Origin of the sequence: Umezawaea endophytica (assembly GCF_025061645.1) — a bacterium.
GTDB lineage: Bacteria > Actinomycetota > Actinomycetes > Mycobacteriales > Pseudonocardiaceae > Umezawaea > Umezawaea endophytica.
The window spans coordinates 39,821-63,628 of record NZ_JANYMP010000022.1 but is presented as its reverse complement, the minus strand read 5'-3'; the positions used below and the strand labels follow the sequence as shown (position 1 = coordinate 63,628).

At 70.1% G+C, this 23,808-nt stretch carries 23 protein-coding genes; 11 read left to right on the top strand and 12 right to left on the bottom strand.

What is annotated here, in order from left to right:
- Nucleotides 1-4 precede the first annotated feature (4 nt).
- Entirely contained in the window at nt 5-1,735 is a 1,731-nt protein-coding gene (locus NZH93_RS35165) for a methyltransferase domain-containing protein (RefSeq protein ID WP_259627600.1), read from the top strand.
- On the opposite strand, the gene NZH93_RS35160 is transcribed toward NZH93_RS35165, so the two are convergent.
- Nucleotides 1,732-3,057, bottom strand: coding sequence for an alginate O-acetyltransferase AlgX-related protein (locus tag NZH93_RS35160; protein WP_259627599.1), 1,326 nt, complete (start codon nt 3,055-3,057; stop codon nt 1,732-1,734). The genes NZH93_RS35165 and NZH93_RS35160 overlap by 4 nt on opposite strands.
- A gap of 371 nt (nt 3,058-3,428) precedes the next feature.
- Between NZH93_RS35160 and NZH93_RS35155 the strand changes: the two genes are divergently transcribed.
- On the top strand, nt 3,429-3,803 hold the full coding sequence (locus NZH93_RS35155; RefSeq protein ID WP_259627598.1) for a hypothetical protein: 375 nt from the start codon (nt 3,429-3,431) through the stop codon (nt 3,801-3,803).
- An 81-nt stretch (nt 3,804-3,884) separates the two neighbouring features.
- On the opposite strand, the gene NZH93_RS35150 is transcribed toward NZH93_RS35155, so the two are convergent.
- The 3 genes from NZH93_RS35150 to NZH93_RS35140 all read right to left on the bottom strand — a co-directional run bounded on the left by NZH93_RS35150 (nt 3,885) and on the right by NZH93_RS35140 (nt 7,419).
- The gene (locus tag NZH93_RS35150) at nt 3,885-4,550 is read right to left on the bottom strand and encodes a response regulator (RefSeq protein ID WP_259627597.1); all 666 of its coding nucleotides are present in this window, start codon (nt 4,548-4,550) and stop codon (nt 3,885-3,887) included.
- A complete protein-coding gene (locus NZH93_RS35145; RefSeq protein ID WP_308214277.1) occupies nt 4,547-5,353 on the bottom strand; it encodes a sensor histidine kinase in 807 nt (268 codons plus the stop codon). Before NZH93_RS35145 ends, NZH93_RS35150 begins: the two co-directional genes overlap by 4 nt.
- Nucleotides 5,354-5,628: 275 nt before the next feature.
- The gene (locus NZH93_RS35140) at nt 5,629-7,419 is read right to left on the bottom strand and encodes a gamma-glutamyltransferase family protein (RefSeq protein ID WP_259627596.1); all 1,791 of its coding nucleotides are present in this window, start codon (nt 7,417-7,419) and stop codon (nt 5,629-5,631) included.
- A gap of 307 nt (nt 7,420-7,726) precedes the next feature.
- Between NZH93_RS35140 and NZH93_RS35135 the strand changes: the two genes are divergently transcribed.
- Nucleotides 7,727-8,485, top strand: a complete 759-nt coding sequence (locus tag NZH93_RS35135; RefSeq protein ID WP_259627595.1) for an SDR family NAD(P)-dependent oxidoreductase — start codon at nt 7,727-7,729, stop codon at nt 8,483-8,485.
- A gap of 19 nt (nt 8,486-8,504) precedes the next feature.
- Here the strand turns inward: NZH93_RS35135 and NZH93_RS35130 are convergent, their stop codons facing one another.
- Nucleotides 8,505-10,148 (bottom strand): TM0106 family RecB-like putative nuclease, encoded by a 1,644-nt coding sequence (locus NZH93_RS35130; protein WP_259627594.1) that lies wholly within the window; start codon nt 10,146-10,148, stop codon nt 8,505-8,507.
- A 117-nt stretch (nt 10,149-10,265) separates the two neighbouring features.
- On the opposite strand from NZH93_RS35130, the gene NZH93_RS35125 reads away from it, so the two are divergent.
- On the top strand, nt 10,266-10,703 hold the full coding sequence (locus tag NZH93_RS35125; protein ID WP_259627593.1) for a DUF6474 family protein: 438 nt from the start codon (nt 10,266-10,268) through the stop codon (nt 10,701-10,703).
- A 39-nt stretch (nt 10,704-10,742) separates the two neighbouring features.
- Here the strand turns inward: NZH93_RS35125 and NZH93_RS35120 are convergent, their stop codons facing one another.
- Nucleotides 10,743-12,452, bottom strand: coding sequence for a BCCT family transporter (locus NZH93_RS35120; RefSeq protein WP_276024661.1), 1,710 nt, complete (start codon nt 12,450-12,452; stop codon nt 10,743-10,745).
- 81 nt (nt 12,453-12,533) lie between these two features.
- Between NZH93_RS35120 and NZH93_RS35115 the strand changes: the two genes are divergently transcribed.
- Genes NZH93_RS35115 through NZH93_RS35100 form a run of 4 tightly spaced genes read left to right on the top strand, consistent with a single transcriptional unit; the run spans nt 12,534 to nt 15,461 of the window.
- Complete coding sequence (locus NZH93_RS35115) at nt 12,534-13,079, top strand: hypothetical protein (RefSeq protein WP_259627591.1); 546 nt, start codon at nt 12,534-12,536, stop codon at nt 13,077-13,079.
- A 53-nt stretch (nt 13,080-13,132) separates the two neighbouring features.
- Nucleotides 13,133-13,879 carry a YcnI family copper-binding membrane protein gene (locus NZH93_RS35110; protein WP_308214276.1) on the top strand — a complete coding sequence of 249 codons (747 nt, stop codon included), beginning with the start codon at nt 13,133-13,135 and terminating at the stop codon, nt 13,877-13,879.
- The gene (locus NZH93_RS35105) at nt 13,876-14,445 is read left to right on the top strand and encodes a copper resistance CopC family protein (RefSeq protein ID WP_259627589.1); all 570 of its coding nucleotides are present in this window, start codon (nt 13,876-13,878) and stop codon (nt 14,443-14,445) included. The genes NZH93_RS35110 and NZH93_RS35105 overlap by 4 nt, the downstream gene beginning before the upstream one ends.
- Complete coding sequence (locus NZH93_RS35100; protein ID WP_259627588.1) at nt 14,442-15,461, top strand: CopD family protein; 1,020 nt, start codon at nt 14,442-14,444, stop codon at nt 15,459-15,461. The genes NZH93_RS35105 and NZH93_RS35100 overlap by 4 nt, the downstream gene beginning before the upstream one ends.
- 108 nt (nt 15,462-15,569) lie before the next feature.
- Here the strand turns inward: NZH93_RS35100 and NZH93_RS35095 are convergent, their stop codons facing one another.
- From NZH93_RS35095 to NZH93_RS35085, 3 genes are all read right to left on the bottom strand, one after another.
- Entirely contained in the window at nt 15,570-15,869 is a 300-nt protein-coding gene (locus tag NZH93_RS35095) for a hypothetical protein (protein WP_259627587.1), read from the bottom strand.
- 129 nt (nt 15,870-15,998) lie between these two features.
- Nucleotides 15,999-16,916 (bottom strand): phosphotransferase enzyme family protein, encoded by a 918-nt coding sequence (locus NZH93_RS35090; RefSeq protein WP_259627710.1) that lies wholly within the window; start codon nt 16,914-16,916, stop codon nt 15,999-16,001.
- Nucleotides 16,917-16,930: 14 nt separating this feature from the next.
- Nucleotides 16,931-18,304: an NsdA family TPR-like regulatory protein gene (locus NZH93_RS35085; RefSeq protein WP_308214275.1), complete on the bottom strand. Its 1,374-nt coding sequence runs from the start codon at nt 18,302-18,304 to the stop codon at nt 16,931-16,933.
- A gap of 224 nt (nt 18,305-18,528) precedes the next feature.
- On the opposite strand from NZH93_RS35085, the gene NZH93_RS35080 reads away from it, so the two are divergent.
- Complete coding sequence (locus tag NZH93_RS35080) at nt 18,529-18,855, top strand: hypothetical protein (RefSeq protein WP_259627586.1); 327 nt, start codon at nt 18,529-18,531, stop codon at nt 18,853-18,855.
- Between the two features lie 13 nt (nt 18,856-18,868).
- On the top strand, nt 18,869-19,228 hold the full coding sequence (locus tag NZH93_RS35075; protein WP_106185032.1) for a hypothetical protein: 360 nt from the start codon (nt 18,869-18,871) through the stop codon (nt 19,226-19,228).
- Nucleotides 19,229-19,476: 248 nt separating this feature from the next.
- Here the strand turns inward: NZH93_RS35075 and NZH93_RS35070 are convergent, their stop codons facing one another.
- The 3 genes from NZH93_RS35070 to NZH93_RS35060 are packed head-to-tail and all read right to left on the bottom strand — an operon-like array spanning nt 19,477 to nt 22,766.
- Nucleotides 19,477-20,268, bottom strand: a complete 792-nt coding sequence (locus NZH93_RS35070) for an SDR family NAD(P)-dependent oxidoreductase (protein WP_259627585.1) — start codon at nt 20,266-20,268, stop codon at nt 19,477-19,479.
- A 16-nt stretch (nt 20,269-20,284) separates the two neighbouring features.
- Nucleotides 20,285-21,520, bottom strand: coding sequence for an MFS transporter (locus NZH93_RS35065; RefSeq protein ID WP_259627584.1), 1,236 nt, complete (start codon nt 21,518-21,520; stop codon nt 20,285-20,287).
- Nucleotides 21,498-22,766 (bottom strand): GH1 family beta-glucosidase, encoded by a 1,269-nt coding sequence (locus tag NZH93_RS35060; protein WP_259627583.1) that lies wholly within the window; start codon nt 22,764-22,766, stop codon nt 21,498-21,500. The genes NZH93_RS35065 and NZH93_RS35060 overlap by 23 nt, the downstream gene beginning before the upstream one ends.
- Before the next feature lie 104 nt (nt 22,767-22,870).
- Here NZH93_RS35060 and NZH93_RS35055 point away from each other — a divergent pair, with 104 nt between their 5' ends.
- Nucleotides 22,871-23,518: a TetR/AcrR family transcriptional regulator gene (locus NZH93_RS35055; RefSeq protein WP_259627582.1), complete on the top strand. Its 648-nt coding sequence runs from the start codon at nt 22,871-22,873 to the stop codon at nt 23,516-23,518.
- Nucleotides 23,519-23,808: the final 290 nt, after the last annotated feature.

The following is a 23,808-nucleotide window of genomic DNA, read 5'->3' as shown; positions in this document are numbered from 1 at the left end:
ACCCGTGGGCAACTACGAATTCGACTTCAACGAAGCGGGCCCGTACGGCTCCGCCGTGCGACTGCTGTCCACGAGCGCGCCCGAGGGCCGCGTGGTGCTGGACGTCGGGTGCGGCGCGGGTGCGGTGGCGGGCCCACTGGGTGCGCTGGGCGCGACCTACGTCGGCCTCGACCTGGACGAGGAGTCGGTGGCCGCGCTGACCGAGCGCGGCGTCGAGGCGCACGTGCTCGACCTGACCCGCCCTGACCTGCGGGAAGCGCTGGACAAGGTGGTGAACGGCCGCCGGGTCGCCGCCGTGCTGTGCCTGGACGTGCTGGAGCACGTGCCCGACCCGAAGTCGGTGCTGGAGGTGCTCGCGAGCCTCGCCGCCGAGCAGTCGGACGTGGAGCTGGTGGTCAGCGTCCCGAACGTCGGCCACGTGGACCTGGCGCGGCAGTTGCTGGCAGGCCGCTGGGACATGACCGAGTCGGGCCTGCTGGACCGGACGCACGTGCGCTTCTTCACCGAGCGCACGCTGACCGAGCTGATGGTGTCGACCGGCTGGTACGAGGCCGCGCGCGAGGACTTCGTGCTGAACCGGTCGGACCAGAGCCGCGCGGGCCACCCGCTGTTCGAGCCGAAGTCGACGCTCGGCGCGCTCGTGGACCAGGTGCGGTCCGGCGCGGACGAGCACGGCAAGGTCAACCAGTTCGTCCGCCGCTACCACCGCGGCGCGGCTCGGGTCGCGGTCGCCGTCGAGGAGGAGCAGCCGTTCCTCACCGTGGTGATGCGGACCCAGGGCAAGCGCCCGGACACGCTCGTCGACGTCCTGTGCTGCCTCGGTGCGCAGACCGACCTCGACTTCGAGGTCGTGATGGTCGTGCACGACTCCTCGATGGAGACGGAGGTGCGGGGCGTCGTCGACCAGTTCGAGGGCAACCTCGCCCACCGCGTGACGGTCGTGCCGTGCGACGGCGGCACCCGCGGCAGGCCCGCGAACGCGGGCTTGGCGGCGGCGCGCGGCGAGTACGTCGTGTTCCTGGACGACGACGACCTGGTGACCGCGAACTGGGTGGAGAACATCAAGTCGGGCGCGCGGACCTCACCGGGGACGCTGGTCCGCTGGTGGGCCGCCGAGCAGCACCGCGAGTGGGCGCCGAACGGCCTGCTCGCCACGCACACCGCGACCGGTCCGCTGACGCCCACGTACGCCACGCGGTTCGACATGGTCAAGCACATCCGGCAGAACGAGACGCCGTTCCACTGCTTCGCGTTCCCGCGCGTGCTGGTGGAGATGGGTTTCCGGTTCGACGAGTCGCTGACGGTGTGCGAGGACTGGGAGTTCCTGGTGCGCGCGGCGTCGTTCTGCGGCGTCCACGACACCGAAGAGATGACCTCGATCTACAACAAGTGGTCGGAGAAGTCGTCCTCGCACGCGGTGGCCACCGACGAGTGGCTGGTGATGCGGTCGATGGTGCACGTGGCGCTGGACGAGAAGCCGCTGCTGCTGCCGCCGGGGTCGGTGCGGTCGCTGGACCGCCGGTTGGAGCGCGAAGAGGTGCTCCAGCGCCGGATCGACGCGCTGGAGGGCGAGTTGGCGGCGGTGCGGGCCCAGTTGGCGCATACCGAGCAGGTGTCGACCAACGCGCACTTCGCGCTGTCCGAGCTGCGCGCCTCCACGTCGTGGAAGGTGAGCGCGCCGGTGCGGCTGGCGGGCGCGGTGGCGAAGAAGGCGCGGGAGAAGCGCCAGTCCTAGCGGCGGCGCTTGGCCAGTTCGGTCTTCACCTTCGCGATGACCTGGTCGGACACCATCGGGTTGATGCCCGCCGTGAGGCTGCGCTCGACGGCTTCGAACACGACGACGTCGCTGTTCACCAGCGTGCTCACGACCTTGTCGACGTCCGTGCCCGCCGTGTCGCTGTGCACCACGGTCAGGTCGGCGAACCCGCCGCTGAGGTACGGGACGGCGGGCAGCGTGAACGAGTCGGCGATCATGCCGACCTTGGTCCGCACGACGCCCTTGCCTGACGCGCTGGGCAGCTTGAGCGGATCGCGGAACGCCTTGTCGACCGCCTTGCTCTGCACGGTCTGGCCGTCCGCCGCCAGGTCGTAGGTCTGCAACGAGAACTCGACGGTCTTGCCCAGCAGCGTCGGCAGGTCGCCTTCGCGCTGGACGACGGTCGCGGGCGTCGCCTTCCACGTCGCGGTCACGCCCGGCTGCGCCGCTTCGGCGATGAGGCGCGTCATCGCCAGGCCGCCCTCGTGGGTCCAGTGCGTGTCGATGTCCGAGTAGACGGGGGCGCCGCGGCGGTCCGCGGCGACGCCCAGCGCGGGCCGGACGTCGAGCACGCCCGCGTCGGACACGGCCCGCTTCCAGAAGTTCTCGCGCGCCTCGGTCGAGCAGGCCTTGCCGATGTACTCGGCGGGCAGGTGCTCGGGGACCATCGTGGTCTTGTCCGGCGCGACGACCAGGACGAACTTCCGCCCGGACGACTCGACGGCTTCCCGAAGCTTCTTCATCCCGCCGATCACGTCGTCGACCGAGCGCTCGGGCAGGCACGCGCCGAGGACGTCGTAGCCCAGGTAGAGCCAGCCGCTCGTGCCTTCGATGACCTTGGGGAACCCGCTGGCGCGCAGCTTGTCGCGGTCCTCGTCGGACGCGCTCGGCGTCTGGACGGGTGCTTGCACGGGGCCGACCACGGCGGGCTTCTGCCCCAGCGGCGGCGGCTCGCCGAACAGGCCGCGGCTGATCGAGTCCTCGGCCAGGACCGCCTTGTCGCGCAGCGGCAGGTGGTCGGTCGCCCACTGGTCCAGGCCGGTGAAGAGCCCGAAGCCGTCGGTGATGGACGGGAAGTCCGCGAGCTTCCGGTTCTCGAACTCGGGGGCTCGCACGCCCACGACCAGCAACAACAGCGGGACGCAGAAGAACACGAGCGCGGCGACGCGGGCCGTCGTCTGGCGGGCCCCGTGCCTCGGCCGGTGCAGCGGGTGCTCGCGCGGGAGCCACGACTCGGCCAACGGCGGCAGGCCGGGACCACCTCCGGGTGGTGTCGGCGCGTCGAGCCGGTTGGCGGTCACACGATCAGGGTATCCAGGGCCGCCTCGGTCGGTCAGATGGATCTGCAACCTCACACAAGTGCTCCACGTCTATACGGGTGGGTCGCGCCCATCCGGACCCCCGATCACTCGACGGAGGCCGTGATGTGGTTGCATGTGACCGTGGTCACTTTGGCAAGTGTCGCTTTTCTGGCACGAACCTTCAGAGTGCTCAGAGCCGCGCCCAAGAAGACAAGACAACAACAGGACAAGATTCTCCCCGCTTCCCCGATTGAGACATAGATACAACCCACAGGTCTATGTCGGATTCCCCGGCTTGCCGTACGATCCATTCCAGTTGATATTGGGATCGGTCTACGCCCGACCCGGGACCTCACAGAGGTAGGTGCGTCATGGATCTCGCACTGAGCAAGGTCATCGAGTTGCGCGAAAGTGGTTTCCAGTTCCTGCACCTGCGGGACGGCGAAGGCGAACTCGACCGGATCATGGCGTTCAAGCAGCGCAGAGGGTTCATCGACTCGATCCTCTTCTGGTCCGAGACCGAGGCTCGCGCAGGCCGTCTACCTGCGGTTCGTGACAGCACACGACCCGCGCAGGCCGTCTGGATCTACGAGGGCCAACTGGTCGAGGCCGTCGACCGCCTGCTCCACCTGCCGGAGCCGGGCGCTCGCAACGCGCCCACGTTGATGAAGAGCACGGCCTCGGATCTGGCTGTCGTCACGACGTTGCCGTTCAAGCTGAACCTGCCGCCCGGCGCTATCGCCTAGTGCACAAATGGTCGCGCTGCGTAAACAATGGCAGCGTGACCAATACGACCAATACAGGCGGTAACGGAACTCATGAATTACTCATAATCTTCTAGGGGTTACGAGTCCCGATTCATAAGCGAGTACGACGAGTTGCGCGCGGTCCCGAGCGGATATCTTCGTCATGATGCGGCTGACGTGCGTCCTGGCCGTCGCAGGGCTGATGACCAGGTGTTCCGCTATCTCGTCGTTCGACAGCCCGCCCGCGACCAGCGCCAGAACCTCTCGCTCACGATCAGTGAGCTCTCGCAGCGCGGACGGGTGAAGGCGACGATTCTCCGGCCGGGACGCGTACTCCGCGATGAGTTTCCTGGTCACGCTCGGTGCAAGTAGGGCATCACCCGCAGCGACCACCCGCAGGGCGTGCAGCAGCTCCACCGGCTCGACGTCCTTCAGCAGGAACCCACTGGCCCCACCCCGCAGGGCGTCGAAGACGTACTCGTCCACGTCGAACGTCGTCAGGACCAGCACCTTCGTGTCCCCCAGCTCCGGGTCCCCCGAGATCAGCCTGGTCGCCTCCAGACCGTCCGTTCCGGGCATCCGGATGTCCATCAGCACGACGTCCGGCCGGTGGACCTTCGCCTGCACCACGGCCTCGGCCCCGTCACCGGCCTCCCCGACGACCTCGAACCCGTCCTCGGTGTCCAGCAGCAGCCGGAATCCCGCCCGGACCAGCGCCTGGTCATCGGCCACCACGACCCTGATCACGCTTCTCCCCCTCCGACCGGCAGCACGGCCCGCACCTCGAACCCGCCGCCCTCCACTCCTCCGGCCACGACCGTCCCGCCGAGCGCTTCCGCCCGTTCCCGCATCCCGGCCAACCCGGTGCCCGCCCCGATGCTCGGCATCGAGGTCCGCCCGTCGTCCCGGACGACGATCTCGAGCCGACCACCGGTCCGCTCGAACTCGACGGTGATCCTGGTGGCGTCCGGCGCGTACCGGAGGGCGTTCGTCACCGACTCCTGCACGATCCGGTACGCGGCCACGTCCACCGGCGCGGGCAGATCGCCCGGTTCACCACGCACGTCGACCGGTTTGCCCACCGGCGCGAGCAGTTCGTCGAGCCGCGCGAGGCTCGGCGCGGGAGCCGTGCCCTCACCGCTCCGCAGCACGCCGAGCGTCGCCCGCAGGTCGACCAAGGCCGCCCGGCTGGCCTCCTTGATCGCCAGCAGCGCCTTCACGGCCTCCTCGGGCTTGCGGTCGGCCACGTGCGCCGCCACCCCGGCCTGCACGTTGATCATCGCCAGGCTGTGCGCCACCACGTCGTGCACCTCGCGCGCGATCCGCAGCCGCTCCTGCTCCGACCGGTACCGCCGCCGCTCCACCGCGCGCCGCCGCCCGAGGCCGAACACCGCCAGCGCGGGCGCCGCCACGAGCGGCCCCCAGTGGCCCGTCACGTAGTACAGCCACGTCGAGGCCCCGGTGAGCGCGATCGTCGCCACCGGGTACCGCTTGCCCAGGAACAACAACCCGAAGGTCGCCGCGAACCAGGCGTAGGGCAGGAGGAACACGCTTCGACCGTACGGGAGCGGACCGGGGATCGGCGTCGGCGCTGAGGCGGCAGCGGGACGTACGTCAACGGCGGTAGCGGAGGAGCTGTACGACGCGGACAGCCCCCCTCGCGGGTGAATCCGGTAACCCAGGTGGACTACGCGCCTTGCTCTGAACGCCCGGATGCGGCACCTTCGCGCCCAGAGGAACTCGGGAAGATCACCGAGAGCCCCCCAGAGCCGGAACGGCCCCGGTCCCCTCCCCCCTCGGGCTGGGGCCGTTCCACTTCTCCCGGCTAGCGGCCGACGGCGTAGCCCTGGCCGCCGCGCGGGTTGGCGGCGGCGCGGAGCAGCCCGTCGCGCGAATCCCGTGACACGGCGGACATCCGGCCCAGCGCCCACTCGCCCGCGTCGACCACGGTGTGGCCGCGGTCGGCGAGCTCGGCCACGGCCGCCGCCCCGATCCGGGACTCCACGACCAGTTCACCCGGCGTCCACGCGCGGGGGAAGAAGGAACTGGGGAACGCGTTGCTGTGCCACGCCGGGGAGTCGATCGACTCCTGGAGGTTCAGGCCGCCGGTGGTGTGCGCGAGCCAGAACCCGAGCTGCCACTGGTCCTGCTGGTCGCCGCCGGGCGTGCCGAACGCCAGCGCGGGCAGGCCCTCGCGCAGCGCGAGCGTCGGGCTCAGCGTGGTGCGGGGGCGCTTGCCGGGGGCGAGTGAGTTCGGCAGGCCCTCGTCCAGCCAGAACATCTGCGCGCGGCTGCCGAGGCAGAACCCGAGCGACGGGATCACCGGCGACGACTGGAGCCAGCCGCCGGACGGGGTCGCGGAGACCAGGTTGCCCCAGCGGTCCACGACGTCGACGTGCACGGTGTCGCCCTTGGTGGTGCCCGAGCGTTCGACCGTCGGCTCACCGATGGCGCCGCCGAGGTCGGTCACCGCGCTCGGGCCGCGCCGGATGTGCGCGGCCAGCCGGGGCTTCAGGTCGTTCGGCGAACCGGGGCGCAGGTCCAGCGAGGCGTTCTCGTCCACCAGCTTGCGGCACACGTCCGCGTACTCGCGGGACAGCAGCACGTCCAGCGGCACGTCACCGGAGTCGCCGTACCAGGCCTCGCGGTCGGCGAACGCGAGCTTCGCGCACTCGACGGCGAGGTGGACCGTCTCGGCGGTGGGCGCGCCGTCCACGTAGGACAGCCGGTCGGAGAAGCCCTCCAGCAGCCGGAGCTGTTGCAGCAGAACGGGTCCCTGCGACCAGGCGCCGCACTTGGCGACCGTCCAGTCGCCGAAGTCGGCGGTGACGGCGTCCTCGTAGGTCGCCTCCCACCCGGCCATGTCCGCGCCGGTCAGCACACCCGCGTGGTCGCGGCCGGAGTCGTCGCGGAACGCCGTGCGGCAGAAGTCGTCGATCTGCGCGGCCACGAAACCCTGCGACCAAGCGCGGCGAGCAGCTTCGATCTGCGCCTCCCGGTCGCCGCCCGCGGCCTCACCGGCGGCCAGCAGCCACTCCCACGTCTCGGCGAGCTTCGGGTTGCGGAACCGCGAGCCCGGCTCGGGAACCTGCCCGCCGGGCATCCACTGCGCGGCCGACGTCGGCCAGTGGTCCCGGAACAGGTCGGAGACCCTGGAGATGGTGAACGACACCCGCTCCAGCACCGGGAACCCGTCGCGGGCGTAGCCGATCGCGTAGTCGAGGACCTCCCGCAGCGACTTGGTGCCGTAGTCGCGGAGCAGCGTCAGCCAGCCGTCCCACGAGCCGGGCACGGTGGCCGCGAGCAGCCCGCTGCCGGGCACCAGGTCCAGGCCGAGGCCGGTGTAGTGGTCGATGGTCGCGCCCGCCGGGGCGACCCCCTGGCCGCACAGCACGCGGGGCGCGGTCTCGTTGACCGACGAGAAGACGATCGGCACCTCGCCGCCGGGCCCGTTCAGGTGCGGCTCGACGACCTGGAGCACGAAGCCCGCCGCGACGGCGGCGTCGAACGCGTTGCCGCCCGCCTCCAGCACGGCCATTCCTGCCGACGACGCGAGCCAGTGGGTGGACGCGACCATGCCGTGGGTGCCGACGAGTTCCGGCCGGGTGGTGAACACGGGGCCAACTTACGCGGTGCCGACGATTCTGGTTACCCCCGCTAACGAATGGGCCGCAAAAATGTCGCTCACCGAGGTGTAGCGGAGCGTGACACCGGGTATCCCCTGAGTGCACGCAGACAACCCCTCTGCCGGACGACGCGGAGGGAGCACCCAGGGGAGCACTGTTCACCACATGGAATTGCTGGTCATCCTCGGCCTGTTCGTCGGACTCGCGGCACTGGCCGCTGTGCCCTTGGTCGCACTGCTGCACTTCTCCGACCACCGGGGCAAGGGCTGGCGCTGAACGAGCGTTAACCTGGGCCGCATGCAGATCACGGGTACCGCGGCGATCGTGACAGGTGGTGCGTCGGGCCTCGGTGGGGCGACCGCGCGCGCTCTGGCGGCGAAGGGCGCGCGGGTGTTCGCGCTCGACCTGCCGTCGGGCATCGAGAAGGCCGAACCCGTCGAGGGCGTGACGTACCTGCCCGCCGACGTGACCTCCCCCGAGGAGGTCCAGGCCGCGGTGGACACCGCCGCGGGCTCCGGCTTCCCGCTGAGGATCGTCGTCAACTGCGCGGGCATCGGCCCGTCGAGCAGGACCGTCGGCAAGACCGGCCCCCACGACCTCGACCTGTACCGCAAGGTCGTCGAGATCAACCTCGTCGGCACGTTCAACGTGCTCCGGCTGGCCGCGGCGGCCATCGGCAAGACCGAGCCGCTGGACGAGGGGCAGCGCGGGATCGTCATCAACACCGCGTCCATCGCCGCCTACGACGGCCAGATCGGCCAGGTCGCCTACGCGTCGTCCAAGGCGGCCGTGGTCGGCATGACCCTGCCCGCCGCCCGCGACCTGTCGTCCGTCGGCATCCGCGTCATGACCATCGCGCCCGGCATCGTGGACACCCCGATGCTCGCGACCGTCTCCGACGAGTTCCGCGCAGGCCTCGCCTCCGGCGTCCCGTTCCCCAAGCGCCTGGCCCTGCCCGCGGAGTACGCGCAGCTCGCGCTGACGATCGTGGAGCACGACTACCTGAACGGCGAGGTCATCCGCATGGACGGCGCCCTCCGCATGGCGCCCCGCTAGCCACCGGCCGCGGGCGGCCTCACAGGTCGCCCGCGAACGGCAGCCGCTTGATGTCCTCGGACGACATCCAGTTGCGCAGCGCGTGCGTGGCGCGGACGTCGTCCTCGTTGTACTCGACCAGCCGCTGCCGCTGCGCGTCGTTGGGCGGCAGGCCGTCCATGCCCACGGCGTCGCGGTACCAGCGCATCGAGTTCTCGCCGCCCGCCTCCGGGTCGCGCCAGGTGAAGCCCGCGACCGGGGCGATCGTCTTGAGGCCCTTGCCGTGCGCGCACAGGAACTCCTCGCGCACGATGCCGAACAGGTCCACCCAGGCGTCCGACTTGATGAACTCGCGGACCTGCGCGATCGGCGGGATGCCCGGCATCCCCTTGAACCGCTCCGCCGACCCCAGCAGCCAGCGGTTCTCCGCCAACTCGTTGTAGCAGTACGCGCGGAAGCTCAGCCCGCGCGCACGGGCCCGCAGCCGGACCGCCGTGAGCCAGGTCCAGAACTCCGCGAACGAGCGCGCCTCGTCGTCGCTGGGCACCGGGTCCCACGTGGCGAACGCGCGGTAGCCGGGCTCCTCGTCGACGTTCTCGCCGGACAGCCAGCAGCCCCACATGTACGCGCCCAGGTCGCCGAAGCTCTCCATGTCGACGTCCACCTCGACGTCCGCCCTCGGGACCGCGAAGGTCTCCGACCGGCGCACGACCGTGAGGTCCCGCAGCCACGCCCGCGCCAGCACCACCGCGTCGTCGAACGGCATCCCCACGAGCTGGAGCAGGGGCGTGCCGCCGACCTGCTGCTCGGCGAGCTGGTCCACCGTCGACACCCCGGCCTTGCGCAGCGCCACGGCGTCCTCGCCGCGGGCGACCAGGCTCACGTCGCGGGTCGCCTTCAGCTCGTCGTCGCAGACGGGCCACCACGGGCACGACTTGCACTCGACGATCCGCGACGGCTTCGCCAACGGCTCGTCACCGCGGTTGGCCGCGCCCGCCACGGCGAGCCGGTCGGAGAACCGCGCGTCGTACTCGGACAGCGCCGTCCGCCCGCCGGGCCAGGTCGGCGCCTCCAGGTCGTGCCACACCACGGCGTCCGCGTCCATGCCGATCACGCCGCCCATCGCGCGGCCGTGCTTGGCGAACCCGGCGGCCTGGAGCTGGCGCTGCGCGTGCGCCAGCCTGAGCTGGTCGCGCGGCTGCGGCCGGACCTTGCGCACCGGGTCGACGCGGGCGCCGTTCGGCTGCGGGTGCGACAGCGGTGACGTGCGGGCGCCCTGGCCGGGGTCGCTGGTCTTGTGCCGGACGACCAGCACCGGCACGTAGCCGGTGGTGTCCTTGACCAGCAGGTCGATGCCGCCGCGGCGGCCACCGGTGGGGTCGCGCGGCAGCGCGGCGCCCCAGATGTACGGGGTGCCCATGCGCATCGCCGCGAGCGTCACCCGTTCCCGGTCGGCCGTGCTGATCTCCGGCCCGTGCGGGATCTCCATGAGTTCGGACCCGAACACCTTGGCCAGCGTCGACGCCACCTGGCGACGGTGTTCGACCGCGTCGGCCTTGCGCTGCTCACCCGCCGGGTCCACCGGGGACCTGGCGACGTCGCGCATCGCCGGATCGTTCTCCAGGTGCACCCGCCGCCGACAACGAGTGACCACGCCGGCGTCTAGCTGCACCTGGGAAGTCACCGGTGAAGGGTATGCCGCGCCCCGCCAGGACGTGCGCGCAACCTGCGCACTCCTGTGGATCTTTTGTGCGGCGGGCGGGTCTCGGCTCTACTGTTCCGGGTAGGAGGTGGCGCCACCATGGCACGCAAAGCACTCGGTCCCCGGCTCACGCCCGCCAAGGCGAAGAACCTGCTTGGCGTGGCCAAGGTCGTCGGTCCCGTCCTCATCCCGGTGCTCGCGCCGTTCGCCGCGAAGGCGGCGGGCCTGGTCAGCGACCGGTACGACCACTACCGCGCCCGCAGGCTCGGGGTGGGCGTCGAGGACCTGACCAAGTACACCGGCAAGGGCGCGCGCCTGCACGCGCGCATCGCGGGCTTCGCGCAGGCGCTGGACGAGCTGCGGGCGAAGGACGCGGACTACGTCACCGAGACCGAGTCGCGGCTGGTGAAGCTGGCGGCGGCCGTCCGGGCGGCCGAGCGCATGCCGACGCCCCGGCGCAAGGCGGCGCACCGCGCGGTGGGCGCGGACCTGGACGTCCTGGAGAACGAGCTGCTGCGCCGACTGGGCGTCTCCTGAGCGGTGCCGCCCCGGCGTCCGGGGCGGCACCTCGTCAGGTCAGCGCTTCGCCGTCACCTGTTCGACGGCTCGGAGCGCGGCTTCTTCCGGACCGAGTTCGGCGGTCGCCTTCTCCATCGCCTCCGCGACCCGCTCCTCCCGCCTGATCAGCGGGTCGCTGCGCAGGTCCTTCGCCAGCGACACGCACAGCCCGATCATGATCACCAGGAACGGCAGCGCGGCGATGATCGTCAGGTTCTGCAACCCGGTCAGCGCGTTCGAGCCGCCGACCAGCAGCATCACCGCCGCCACCGCGCCGGTCAGCACACCCCAGAACACGACCACGCGCTTGTTGGGCGTGATCGAACCCCTCTGGGACAGCGTGCCCATCACGATCGACGCGGCGTCCGCGCCCGAGACGAAGAAGATCGCCACGAGCAGCATCACGACGACACCGGCGACGGCCGCGAGCGGGAAGTTGTCCAGCAGCGCGAACAACTGCCCCTCGGGTGTGGCCTGGCCCGCGAGGTCCACGCCGGACCGCTGGGTGAAGATCGCCGTGCCGCCGAGGATCGCGAACCACACCACGCTGACGCCGCTGGGCACCAGGATCACGCCCGCCACGAACTGGCGGATGGTGCGGCCGCGGCTGATCCGGGCGATGAACATGCCGACGAACGGCGTCCACGAGATCCACCAGGCCCAGTAGAAGATCGTCCAACCGGACAGCCAGGCCTCCGTCGCGTCACCGCCGGACGCGGCCGTGCGGCCCGCCATGTCGGCCATCTCGCGGATGTAGTCGCCGAGCGCCGTCGGCACGAGGTTGAGGATGAACACCGTCGGGCCGACCACGAAGATGAACGCGGCGAGCACCACGGCCAGCACCATGTTGATGTTGGACAGCCACTGGATGCCCTTCGACACCCCGGACACGGCCGACGCGACGAACGCGGCCGTCAGGACGGCGATGATGCCGACCAGGATCCCGTTGCCGACCTCACCGGCCCAGCCCGCGACCTCCAGGCCGCTGCCGATCTGCAACGCGCCGAGCCCGAGCGACGCGGCCGACCCGAACAGCGTGGCGAAGATCGCCAGCACGTCGATCGCCCGACCCGCCGGGCCGTTCGTCCGCTTCGTCCCCAGCAGCGGCGCGAACGCCGCGCTGATCAACTGGCTGCGACCGCGGCGGAAGCTGCCGTACGCGATGGCCAGCCCGACGACGGCGTAGATCGCCCACGGGTGCAGCGTCCAGTGGAACATCGTGGTCGCCATCGCGGTCTGCACCGCCTGGTCGGATCCGCCCTCGACGGTGCCCGGCGGCGGTTTCACGAAGTGCGTCAGCGGCTCGTTCACGCCGTAGAACATCAGCCCGATGCCCATGCCCGCGCTGAACATCATCGCGACCCACGAGATGGTCCTGAACTCCGGCTGCTCGTCGTCCTGGCCGAGCGGGATCCGGCCGTAGCGGCTGAACGCCAGCCACAGCGCGAACACCACGAAGCCGGACGCGGACAGCACGAACGCCCAGCCGAGATTTCCGATGATCCACGTCAATGAGGTTTTGGACGCCGAAGCCAGGGAATCCGTGGCGAGGACGCCCCAGGCGACGAAGCAGAGGGTGATGGCGGCGGCAACACCGAACACCACCTTGTCGGTGCGAGCAGGCCGATCTGCGCGTTCGGCAGACGGCTCGCCGGGAAGGGGTCGTTCGAGCGGCGTGGTCACACGTGGCCTCCTGAGCCCTGTCCTGATCCTGTTGCGAGACTGCATCCGGATAGCCGGTACCCGCTGCTCCGAATGCTCAAACATGGCGACTTACGCCCGTCCGGGTCGTTCTCCTACTCTCATGGAGTGACCCCCAAGCCCGCCAGTACCCGCGTCGTTCGCGGTCTGCTGCTGGCTGTCACGTCCGCGGCACTGAGCGTCGCCGCCCACGGCGCGGCGGGTGGGAGCCTGTCCGGGTTCGCGCCCGTGCTGCCGCTGGTGCTGCTCGTCGCCGGTGCGGCGACCGCGCTGGCCGATCGCCACCGGGGCCCGCTGACGATCCTCGCGGCACTCGGGGTGGCCCAGTTCGCCCAGCACGAACTGCTCGACCTCGTGCACCACCACCGGGCGCCCGCCGCGGGCCTCGGGTTCGACCCGGTGCAGATGACGACCGCGCACGTCCTGGCGGCGCTGGCCACCGGCCTGCTGCTGGCCAAGGCCGACTCCGCGCTGGTCTCGCTGGTCGACGCGGTGTCCCGGCTGCTGCCGAGGACGTGGGCTCCCGGCCCGGTCCCCGGTCCCCGGTCCACCGCGATCCGCGCCGCCGGTGGTCCTCAGCTCATCGAACTGCTCCTGCGAATCGTGAACGGCCGCCGCGGGCCGCCCGTAGTCCTGGTCAACCGAGTCCCCTAGACACTCCGGTCTATCCCAGGAGCTACCTCAACATGTCGACAAATCGATTTGGCGTGCGCACGCTGGCCCGCGGCGCGGCCGTCCTCTCCGCCGCGGGCGTGATCGCCCTCAGCACCGCGGGGCTCGCGTCCGCCCACGTGACGGCCTCCACCCCCAGCCCCGCCACCAAGGGCGGCTACACCAAGGTGACCATCCGGGTCCCGAACGAGCGCCCCGACGCGGGCACGGTGAAGCTCCAGCTCACCCTGCCCCCCGAGTACCCGCTGGCCTCGGTCAGCAGCAAGCCCGTGCCCGGCTGGAAGGTCGAGGTCGTCAAGGCCAAGCTGCCCAAGCCGATCACCAGCCACGGCAAGGAGGTCACCGAGGCCCCCAGCACCGTGACCTGGACCGCGGACGCGGGCGTGCAGATCGAGCCCGGCCAGTTCAACGAGTTCGACCTGTCCGTCGGCCCGCTGCCGGAGGACACCGACCGCCTGCTGCTGCCGACCACGCAGACCTACAGCAGCGGCGAGGTCGTCGCGTGGGACGCTCCCCCCGCCGCCGAGGGCGCCGCCGAGCCCGCGAAGCCCGCCCCCGTGCTGAACCTGGTCGCCAAGGCCGGTGGCGCGGACGCGCACAACGCCTCCGCCACCGCCGCGGGCAGCGACGAGCACTCCGAGACCACGACCGCCGCCGCGGGCACGGACACCACCGCCCGCTACCTGGGCGGCGCGGGCCTCGTGGTCGGCGCGCTCGGACTCGGCTTCGGCGCGGGCGCCGTCCTGCGCTCCCGTCGTGGCAGCGGGAAGCCCGCGGCATGAGGCGCGGGTTCTCCTTGCTCCTGGCAGGTCTCGTCGCGGGCGGGATGATGCTCGGCTTCGCGGGCCCGGCGCTGGCGCACAACGTGCTGGTCGGCAGCGACCCGCTGGCGGGCTCGTCGGTCGAGGCCGGACCCTCGACCGTCTCGCTGACGTTCGACCAGCCGGTCAACGGCGGCCCCGGCCTCAACGCGATCTCGGTGACCAGCCCGGACGGCGGCCACTGGGAGGGTGTCGGCGAACCGACCGTCAAGGACAACGTCGTGTCCCTGGCGCTGCGACCGCTCGGCCCGGCGGGCGAGTACACCGTCAGCTACCGGATCCTCTCGGCCGACGGCCACCCCGTGGCGGACTCGCTGAAGTTCACCCTCACCAAGGCGGGAACGGGAACGCCCGCCCCGGCCGACGAGGTGGCGGCCAACCCGGCGACCACGCCCGCGGAGGGCAGCACCACCGAAACCGGTGGTGGCGTGCCGATCTGGGTGTGGATCGTGGGAGCCGTGGTGCTGCTCGGCGGCGGTGTGTTCCTCGCGCTGCGCGGCGGCGTCAAGGAGGACCAGCACCAGTGAGGACGGACTGGACCACCTCTCCCACCAGGTACTCCGTGCTCGGCGGCCTCGTCGCGGGCGGGGTGGCGGGCGTGCTGCTCGGCCTGGCGCTCTCGACCACGACGACCGTGGTCGGGATCGCCGAGGCGGGACCGGTGGTCCAGTTCCTCCACCCGCTCGTGCGGGTGCTGCTCGACCTGTCCGCGACCGTCGTCGTCGGGCTGAGCCTGCTGCCGAAGCTGCTCGGCTTCAGCAGGCCGACGGTCACCGAACCGGTGCTGCGTATCGCCCGGCCCGCCGCGGTGGTCGCCGCTGCGGTCTGGGTGCTCACCGCTCTGCTGTCCATCGTCATCCGGGCCTACCAGGTCCGTCCGGGCCAGCCGCTCACGATCAGCAGCGTCGTCGACTACGTGCAGCGCGTCGCCGCTGGTCAGGGCCTGCTGTTCAGCGCGGTGTGCGCGATGGCCTACGTGTGGGTCGGCTCGCTGGCCGCCCGCAGGGGCGAGAGCGTGCCCGCCGAGCTGCGCATCCTGATCGCCATGTTCGGCCTGCTGCCGCTCCCGGTCACCGGGCACGCGTCGAACTGGCAGTTCCACGACTACTCGATGATCTCGATGGAACTGCACGTCCTCGGCGCCGCGGCGTGGACCGGTGGTCTCGGCGCCCTGATCGCGCTGGTCGCCCACCGCAAGGGCCTGCTGGCCGAGGCGCTGCCGAAGTTCTCCAAGCTCGCCACGCTCAGCCTGGCGCTGGTGACCGCGACGGGCCTGTTCAACGGCCTGCTGGAACTCGGCCTCAACCCGGTCGTCTCGCTGCCGGGATCGCTGTTCACCACGTCGTACGGCCTGCTGCTGATCGGCAAGGCCGTGTGCGCGGGGGCGTTGGCGCTGCTCGGGGCCAACATCCGGTGGCGGCTCCTGCCGCACATCGCCAAGCACCAGCCGACCGCCGTCCTCGCCTGGGCGGCCGTCGAACTGACCACCATGGGCGTCGCGTTCGGCCTTGCCGTGGTCCTCGCGAGCGCCCCGGTCGCCTGACCAGGCGGGACTCGAGGGTCATCCGAGAAACAGCAGGTGAACAGGGGCCAACTGGATGATCACACTCGCCAAGCGGTAACCCTGGCGCGCTGAGCTGCGATTCCGGGGTCAGTCGTTGATCAGTCGCGCGGTCGGGTCCTCACGCAGCCTGCTGAGCTGCTCGATCGCCAACTGCCCACGCCGGTCGAGCTCCTTGGCGTCGATCCAGCCGTCCGCGAAGTACCGGTAGTCCTGGGCGAGCTTCACCAGTTCGGCCAGGTAGTCGGCCGAACGGCGGCGGCGCTCCTCGCTGAACGCGGCGAGCAGCGGCAACTGCGTGTCGACGACCTCGTCGAGCAAACGGGCGGACCTCAGCGCACGACGCGCACGCCACCGCCTCATCCCCATCCGAGTCACGATCTCACGCATCGGTGGCTACCTACCTCGCCATCAGAACCGCACCGGGTACTCCGGGGCGCCGCAAAAATGCGCCCTTCCCTGCCAACGTCGGAAACCGACGGGCGGGCGTTACCGGTTCGTGGCCCAACAGACAGGTTCTCAGCGGTAGGGCGACCACCTGGACGTGGTATCGCCGCGGCGCAGCGCGGTGAGGCGTCGCCGCAGCTCAACCCGCACGCCGGGGTGGCTGCGCAAGATCGGCAGCGCACTCGTGGTGAGTTTCAGCTCACGCAGGTCGCGGAGCACGGGGAACCCGTCCCACCTGGTCACGTCGAAGCGGTAGCCGCGGACGAGCTGCCGCTGCCACCTTGGCGAGTGGCCGAACCTCGCCACACCGACGGGCAGCGAACTCAGGTCCCACTCGCGCGGGCCGGTCGCCGTCGAGTCGAAGTCGCACAGCACCGGGCCGGACGGGCTCGCGATCAGGTTGCCGAGGTGCGCGTCGCCGTGCAGGACGCCCGTCGGCAGGGCGGGCCGCAGCCCGGCGAGCCGTTCGTCGAGCGAAGCGCAGCGTTCCTCCAGGAAGGAGCGGTCCGAACCGGACAGTTCTTCCGCATCGGCGAGTCGACGCCGAACGTCGTCGAGCGGTGCCCATTCGGGCAGTTCGAACGGCGGAGCGGGCAGCTCGTGCAGCCTCCGCAGCACCCGAGCGAGGTCTCGGCCGTCGAGGGCGCGGGCCGGTTGAGCTGTGCCGGGGACGTGGTGCCAGAGGGTCGCGAGGTGGTCGCCCACGACCACCGGCAGCGGGAAACCGGTCAGCAGGCGGACGGCGGGAACGTCGTGCTCGGCCAGCCAGGTGGCGACCCGGACGACCTTGGCCGCGCGGTGCCGCAGCCGCGTCGAGCCGACGATCCGCACCACCGCCCGCTCGGCGGGGAGCTCGAAAACGGCATTGCTGGTGAACTTCAGGAGCCGCGCGCCGCGGTGGTCCAGACCGTGCTCGGCGCACAGCCTCCGCAGCGCGTCAGCCAGCTTCTCCCTGGTGAACCGACCGTCGAGGGTGACCGCCGAGGACATGAGGGAGACCGGTCTCACGCCGCGGTATCGCTGCCGGTGAACTTGGCAAGGCGGTCCGCCAGCTCACGGGCATCGGGGTTGTTGCGGCGCTTGTCGGCCTCGCGCAGCAAGGGCTTCATGCGGTCCTTGGTGCGGATGGACTTCAAGCCCTCGGACAGGTCGACGGCCTGGCGGCCGACCTTCGCGCCGTGGTCGACGTCGCCCTCGATGAGGTGGTTGATCGACAACGAGGTCAGGTTGAACGACCGGTTGCGGGTCATGTCCTCGCCGAACCCGTTGACCGCCTTGGACAGCGCGGGGATCGCGGTCCGCGTGTACTTCACGTCCACCGTCTGGGCCAGCTCCGTGTGCACCGTGCCGATCATCGACGACAGGTCGATCTCGGTGAAGAACTTGGCCCACGCGGGCGCTTCGCCGACGTTCGCCCTGGCGAACTCGTCACGGGCGCGACCGAGCAGCTTGATGGCCTGGTCGTCCGAACCCATCTTCGCGTAGGCCCACGCCTCGTTCGCGCAGAGGATGCCGACGGCCAGTTCGGAACCGGAGTTCTGCGCCGCCAACTGGCCGAGCTGGAACACCTTGAGCGCGTCGTCCGGGGCGTCCTGGTGCAGGTACACCCGACCCATGCGGTAGAGGATGTTCGCCACCAGCGCCTCGTTGCGACCCTGCTTCGCGAGGTCGAGCGCCTGCCCGAAGTGGTTGCGGGCGGAGTCCATGAGACCGGTGTCGAACGACGTCCACCCGGCCAGGTTGTGCAGGTCGGCGAGAGCCACGAAGAGCCGCTCCCGCACCAGGTCCGTCGCGTTCGCGCCCAGCATCTGCTGGCCCCACGACAACTGGGCCACCACTGCGTCGCGACAGGAGCCGCCGCCGTACTGGTAGTCCAGCGCTCGCAGGGCGCGCGTGGCCGCTTCCACCTGGCGGACGTCGGTCATCCCGATACGTCCAGGGGCCGGAGTCTGTGTGGGGTTCGAAACCCACGACCCGGAGTCCGTACCGAGCACGGCCGCGCCGACTGTCACGGCGGCGGCGTGCGCGAGGAACTTCCGACGCTTCACCGACTCGTCCTCCTCAGAATTGGGTGAGTCCGCGGTCGCGGCCACCCGTACTGCCGTTGCCTCGTCGTAAGCGAGGCCCATGTACCCCCTGGGTACGCCCAGGCCCATGGCGATCCGCGTCAGGACGTCGTAGGCCATGACCTGACGACCCTTGAGGATCTCCGAGACCTCGGACTGCGACTGGCCCGTCAGCGCCGCGATCTGGCGCTGCGACACACCGTGGCGGCGGAGCAGCCGGTACACCGAGCTGATCTCCCGCCGAGCAAGCGCGTCCCGCATCTCCTGCTGGTCCCAGACCTCGGAACTCACCGGAGCACCTTGCGAACTCATGGTGTTCAATTTCGCCGCCTCACAGTCCTTTGGGCGTCAACGGCAGAGTAGGGGCACTCCCCCAACTGCGAGAAGTACCGATCGGCGGAGCTGATCGGCTCTACCGAACTCCACTGACCGCTCATCGTGGCACTTCCACCGGCCAGCGTTTTGACGTCCCGATCCGGGATGAATCATCGCAATCTAAGTTCCGGTAAGCGAGTGAGCACGGAGAGGAACACCCAGTGGATCTGATCGAGCGGGCGGTGACCACCACACGTGGTGGCTCGGCAGAGCCTGCCGTTCCCACGACGGTGTCCTCTTCGTCTTCCCTGACTGTCCAGGAGTCGAACGACCTTGGCTCCGGATGGCGCGGTTCGACTGGGCAACGTCGTTGGTGGCGGATTCGTTGCAGCGACGTGGTCGACCGTGAGCGCTGCCTCACCGTTGTGGTGGACGAGGACCGCGTGGTCCTGGTCGGCCCTCCCGGTGAGACCGCGGTGCTCTCGGCTGACCAACTCGTACAGCTCAGGGCTGCGCTACGCGAAGCCGCCGAGCAGGCGGAAAGGTGACGGTGACGTTTCGATGGACGAGATCCTTGGACAAGTCCTCCGCAACGCGGTGTGGGAGCGACTGGACCTGCTCACAGAGCTGGCCAGTCAAGCCGACGCCCCGTCCCTGCTCTCGGTGGCTCGATCCGAACTCCCCCGGCTGACCGAGGGATGGCGAGCGCTGCTGGCCGCACACGAGCCGGACGAGAAGGGCAACTGCCCTGAGTGCTCCAGTCGGTGGCGGCAGCAGAAGTCTCCTTGTTCGGTGTGGCGCGCCGCGTACGAACACCTGGTCGCGGGCGGTTTGGCCCCGCGCCCGGCTCGCCACCTGCGCGCAGCCCCGGTGACCCCTCCTGTCACCAGGTCTCGCCGCGCGGTGGTCAGAGCCCACTAACGGGCGGCCCCGGCCGTGTCGTTCCCCCGACACGACACGGCTGGGCCACCGCCTACTGGCCGGCGATCCGGGACGTGCGACCCCCCGACCGCGACGAACGGATCGCCGGCCAGCTTCTCCAACTGAATGACAAGACTTCCGCGGACTGGTGTTGTGCACCTTCCTCCCCGACCGATGCCGGTCCGCGGACTCCACCTCGGCCCCGATGTGCGCACCTCCCGCGCGTGCATCGGGGCCGATTTCACTGTTCAGCGATGGGTGCCGGTCTTCCAGGCGAGGTAGTGCGTCAGTCCGGGGAACAAGCGTGATCCGACCTCAAAAGCCTTGAGCTGCCAGGGGAACACGAGTTCCGCGCGGTCCTTCTCGATCACCGAGGCGATGGCGGCGGCGACCTGTTCCGAGGTCACGTCGGGGATCAGCTTCGAGATGCTCGGCATCCGGTCCTCGGCGCCGGGGTTGTTGACCCAGTACTGGCTGTTCACCTTGCTCGGGATCACTTCGCTGATCCCGATCCCGGTGCCGCGCAGGTCCAACCGGAGGGCCGCGGTCAACCCGCGCAACGCGAACCGCGCCGACGTGTAGCCGGTCGCGCCGGGGATGGGCATCCGCGAGATCGGCGAGTTCACCACCACGATCCGGCCGGTTCCGCGTTCTCGCATGGCGGGCAGCAGTTCGCGGGTCAGCCGGGCCGCCGCCAGGTACGGCACCGCGGCCATCCCGGTGAGCTCGTCCTGGTCGGTCTCGTCCAGGAACAGCCACCGGCCGACGCCCGCGTTGTTGACCAGGACGTCCGGCGGCCCGAACTCGCCGAGAACGCGTTCTGCCAGCGCGACGATCTGGGCGCTGTCCGCGAGATCAGCGGCGCGGACGACGGCACGCCCACCTGTCGCGGCAATCCGTTCGGCGTGTTCGGAGAGCCCTTGAGCGCTGCGGGCCACAAGTATCACCAGCGCACCCCTGGTGGCGACGAGTTCAGCGGTCGCCGCGCCGATCCCCTGGGAAGCCCCGGTGATCAGCACCGTCTTGCCGTCCAACCGCACGAACTACCTCCAGCACCTAGGAAACGGACCTGACTCGGCTCACCAGGAACCCGGCGAGGAGGGTGGCGAGCGCCGACACGGCGAACAGCCCGCGGTAGCCGCCGAGGTTGGCGAGCACGACCGTGGTCAGCAGCGGGGCGACGACCTGCGGCAGCGCGTTCGCGATGTTGACCACGCCCAGGTCCTTCGCCCGGTCCGCCGCGGCGGGCAGCACCTGCGTGAGCAGCGCGAGCGCCACGGCCATGTAGACGCCGAACCCGACGCCCAGCAGCGGGGCGGCGATCAGGGCCGCGGTCCACGTCTGCCAGACGACGAGCAGCAGGGCGGCGGCGGCCATGACCGCGACCGCGAGGTAGACGAACGGCTTGCGCTTGCCGGTGCGGTCCGACATGGAGCCGAACACGACCGCGCCGACGACGAGCGCGGCGCCGTACAGACCCATCAGGATGAGGAGCCCGTCTTCGGGCGACGGGTAGTGGACCACGTCGGCGAGGAAGAACAGCAGGTAGAGCGTGCCGAACGCGTTACCGAGGTTGATCATGAAGTGGCAGCCCCACGCCCAGGTGAAGTCGGGGTGCGCCTTCGGCGAGATCCACATCTCGCGCAGCACGAACGACGGCCGCAACACCTTCGGCAGCCGGACGTCCGGCGTGATCACTACGAACAGCAGCGCGCCGACCACCACGATCGCCGCGCACGCCAGGTAGCCATTCATCAGACCGGTCACCAGCAGCGTCACGACGACCGCGCCGAGCACCGTGCCCAGCATCTGGCTGATCCCGACCAGACCGCCGACCGTTGCCCGCTGGCCAACCGGGACCTGGTCCGGCACCACCGAGGTGAGGCTGGCCAGCATCCCGTTCAGGCCCGCCTGGACGAGGCACCAGCCGATCGTCATCACGGTGATGCTCGGCGCGTTGGCCAGCACGACGAGTCCGGACGCGCCGATCAGCGCACCCGCGAGCGTCCACGGGTGGCGGCGGCCGAACCTCGACGTGGTGCGGTCCGACAGCAGGCCGATGACCGGGTTCGCGAGCAGCGCCGCGATGGCGCCCGCTCCCGTGACCAGGCCGAACACCAGTTCCTTGTTGGCCTGGTCGAACAGTTCGGCCTGCTGCGGGAGCAGCACCTGGATGGGCGCGTAGATGCCGAGCCACAGCCCGAGGTTCGCGAGGAACAGCCACGTCATCCAGCTCCGGCGAACCGGGACGACCGGTTCGCCGAGCGCCTCAGTTGTCGCCTGCGATGACATCGCGGTACCAGCGGTACGAGTCGCGCGGGGTCCGTTCCTGCGTCTTGTAGTCCACGTGCACCAGGCCGAAGCGCTGGGAGTAGCCCGAGTCCCACTCGAAGTTGTCCATGATCGACCACACGAAGTACCCGCGGACGCCCGCCGCGCGCGCCGCGCTGAGGTGGCTGTCGAGGTAGTCGATCCGGGCCTGGTCGGCGAGGTCCTCCGGATAGCTGCACCCGGATTCGGTGATGTACACCGGGGGCAGGCGGTCGCCGTAGCGGTCCTTGAGCGTCGTCAGCATCTCGGTCAGGCCTTCCGGCACGACCGGCCAGCCGAAGGAGGTCTTCGGGTACTCGTCGATGTCGATCCGCTCGAACGGCAGCGGCTCGCCCTCGGTGGTCGCCTTGAGCCGGGTCGGGTTGTAGTAGTTGACGCCGTAGAAGTCGAGCGGTGCGGCGATCTTCTCCAGGTCGCCGTCGACGATCGGCAGGAACGGCGCGGCCTCCTCGGGGTAGGCGCCGGTGAGCTGCGGGTCGGCGAACAGCCAGTTGTGGATGGTGTCGTAGAACCCGGCGGCGAACCGGTCCTCGGGGGAATCGGTGGCGGGCCACGCGGGCGAGTGGTTGTTCGCCGTGCCGACCGCGTTCGCGCCGTTCGCCCGCAGCGCTTCGACCGCCAGGCCGTGCGCCAGGTTCAGGTGGTGGGCGGCGGGCAGCGAGCCGAACAGGAGCGACTTCCCCGGCGCGTGTTCGCCGATCGCGTAACCCGAAAGCGTGACGACGACGGGTTCGTTGATCGGAATCCAGAGTTTCACCCGATCGGCGAGCCGATCGGCGACGAGCGCCGCGTACTCGGCGAACCTTCCGGTGATGTCCCGGCCCAGCCAGCCGCCCTCGTCCTCGAGGACCTGCGGCGTGTCCCAGTGGTAGAGGGTCGCGACCGGGTCGATCCCGGCCTCGACGAGACCGTCGACCAACCGGTCGTAGAAGTCGAGGCCCGCGCTGTTCGCGGGGCCCTTCCCGGTCGGTTGCACGCGTGGCCAGGCGATGGAGAACCGGTAGGCGCCGACGCCGAGGTCCTTCATCAGGGTGATGTCGTCCGCGTACCGGTGGTAGTGGTCGCACGCGATCTCGGCCGTGTCGTCATCGACAACGGGCGAGAACTCGTCCCACACTGAACGTCCACGGCCGTCCTCGGTGAACGCACCCTCGATCTGGAAGGCGGAGGTGGACACACCCCACAGGAACTCGTCAGGCAACGTCATGCAACGCCTCCGGGTGGTTTTTCCTGGTCCAGAACGTGAAACAGATTCGGATAGTAAGCGTGTTGCGCTTCACAGGGAAGTGCGAAACGCGTCGAGCAGGCACTATGGGAGTCCCAACGTCGTCGCATGGAGTCGCCGTGACCAGTTCCACCCCGCTGCGCCGTCAACCGGTGCAGCAACGGAGCGCCAAACGCGTCGAGCGGATGCTCGAAGCGTGTGCCTCGCTGATCGAGGAAGTCGGCTACGACGGGGTGACGACAACACTCATCGCCGAACGCGCGGGAGTTGCCGTCGGCTCTCTCTACCAGTTCTTCCCCGACAAGCGCGCGGTGGTGCAAGCACTCACCATGCGCAACCTCGACAAGTTCATGGAGACGATCACGGCGCGGTTCGGGTCGACACCGCTGGAGCACTGGTGGGACGCCGTGGACACGATCTTCGACGCCTACGTCGGGATGCACCGGGACGTGCCCGCGTTCAGCAAGGTCCGCTTCGGTGACGCGGTGGACATGCGGTTGCTGGACGACAAGCGGGACAACAACGCGGTCATCTCCGATCGGATGGTGGAGTTGATCGCGGCGAAGTTCGGGATCCCGTTGGACGAGCTCCAGTTGCCGATCGCTGTGGCTGTTCAGGCTGCGGACGGGGTGCTGGATCTGGCGTTCCGGATTGATCCGAACGGGGAGCAGAGGGTGCTGGATGAGGCCAAGTCGTTGATTCGCGGGTATTTGTCCACGCGGTTGCCCAAGTAGGGGCTTGGGTTCAGAGCCCAAGCACACCCCGATCGCGTGAGTGTCTCGATGACTCCTTCGCTTTGTCAAGGCGGGAAAGATGCCTTGACAAAGCGAAGGAGTCACGATGTGCGCGGAAAATCGGGGTGCGGTTGGGGGGTGGGGTGGGTTGAGGGACGGAAAGTTGCGGTGCCGTTGGATGCGGGGGGCGGCCGGGGGCCCAAGGGCGGGGAGGCTGCGGGGGCGTTCGGGGCGGGTGGCGGCCGGGGGCCCGAAAGGCAGGCGGGGGGCTGCGGTCGCGTTCGGTGCGA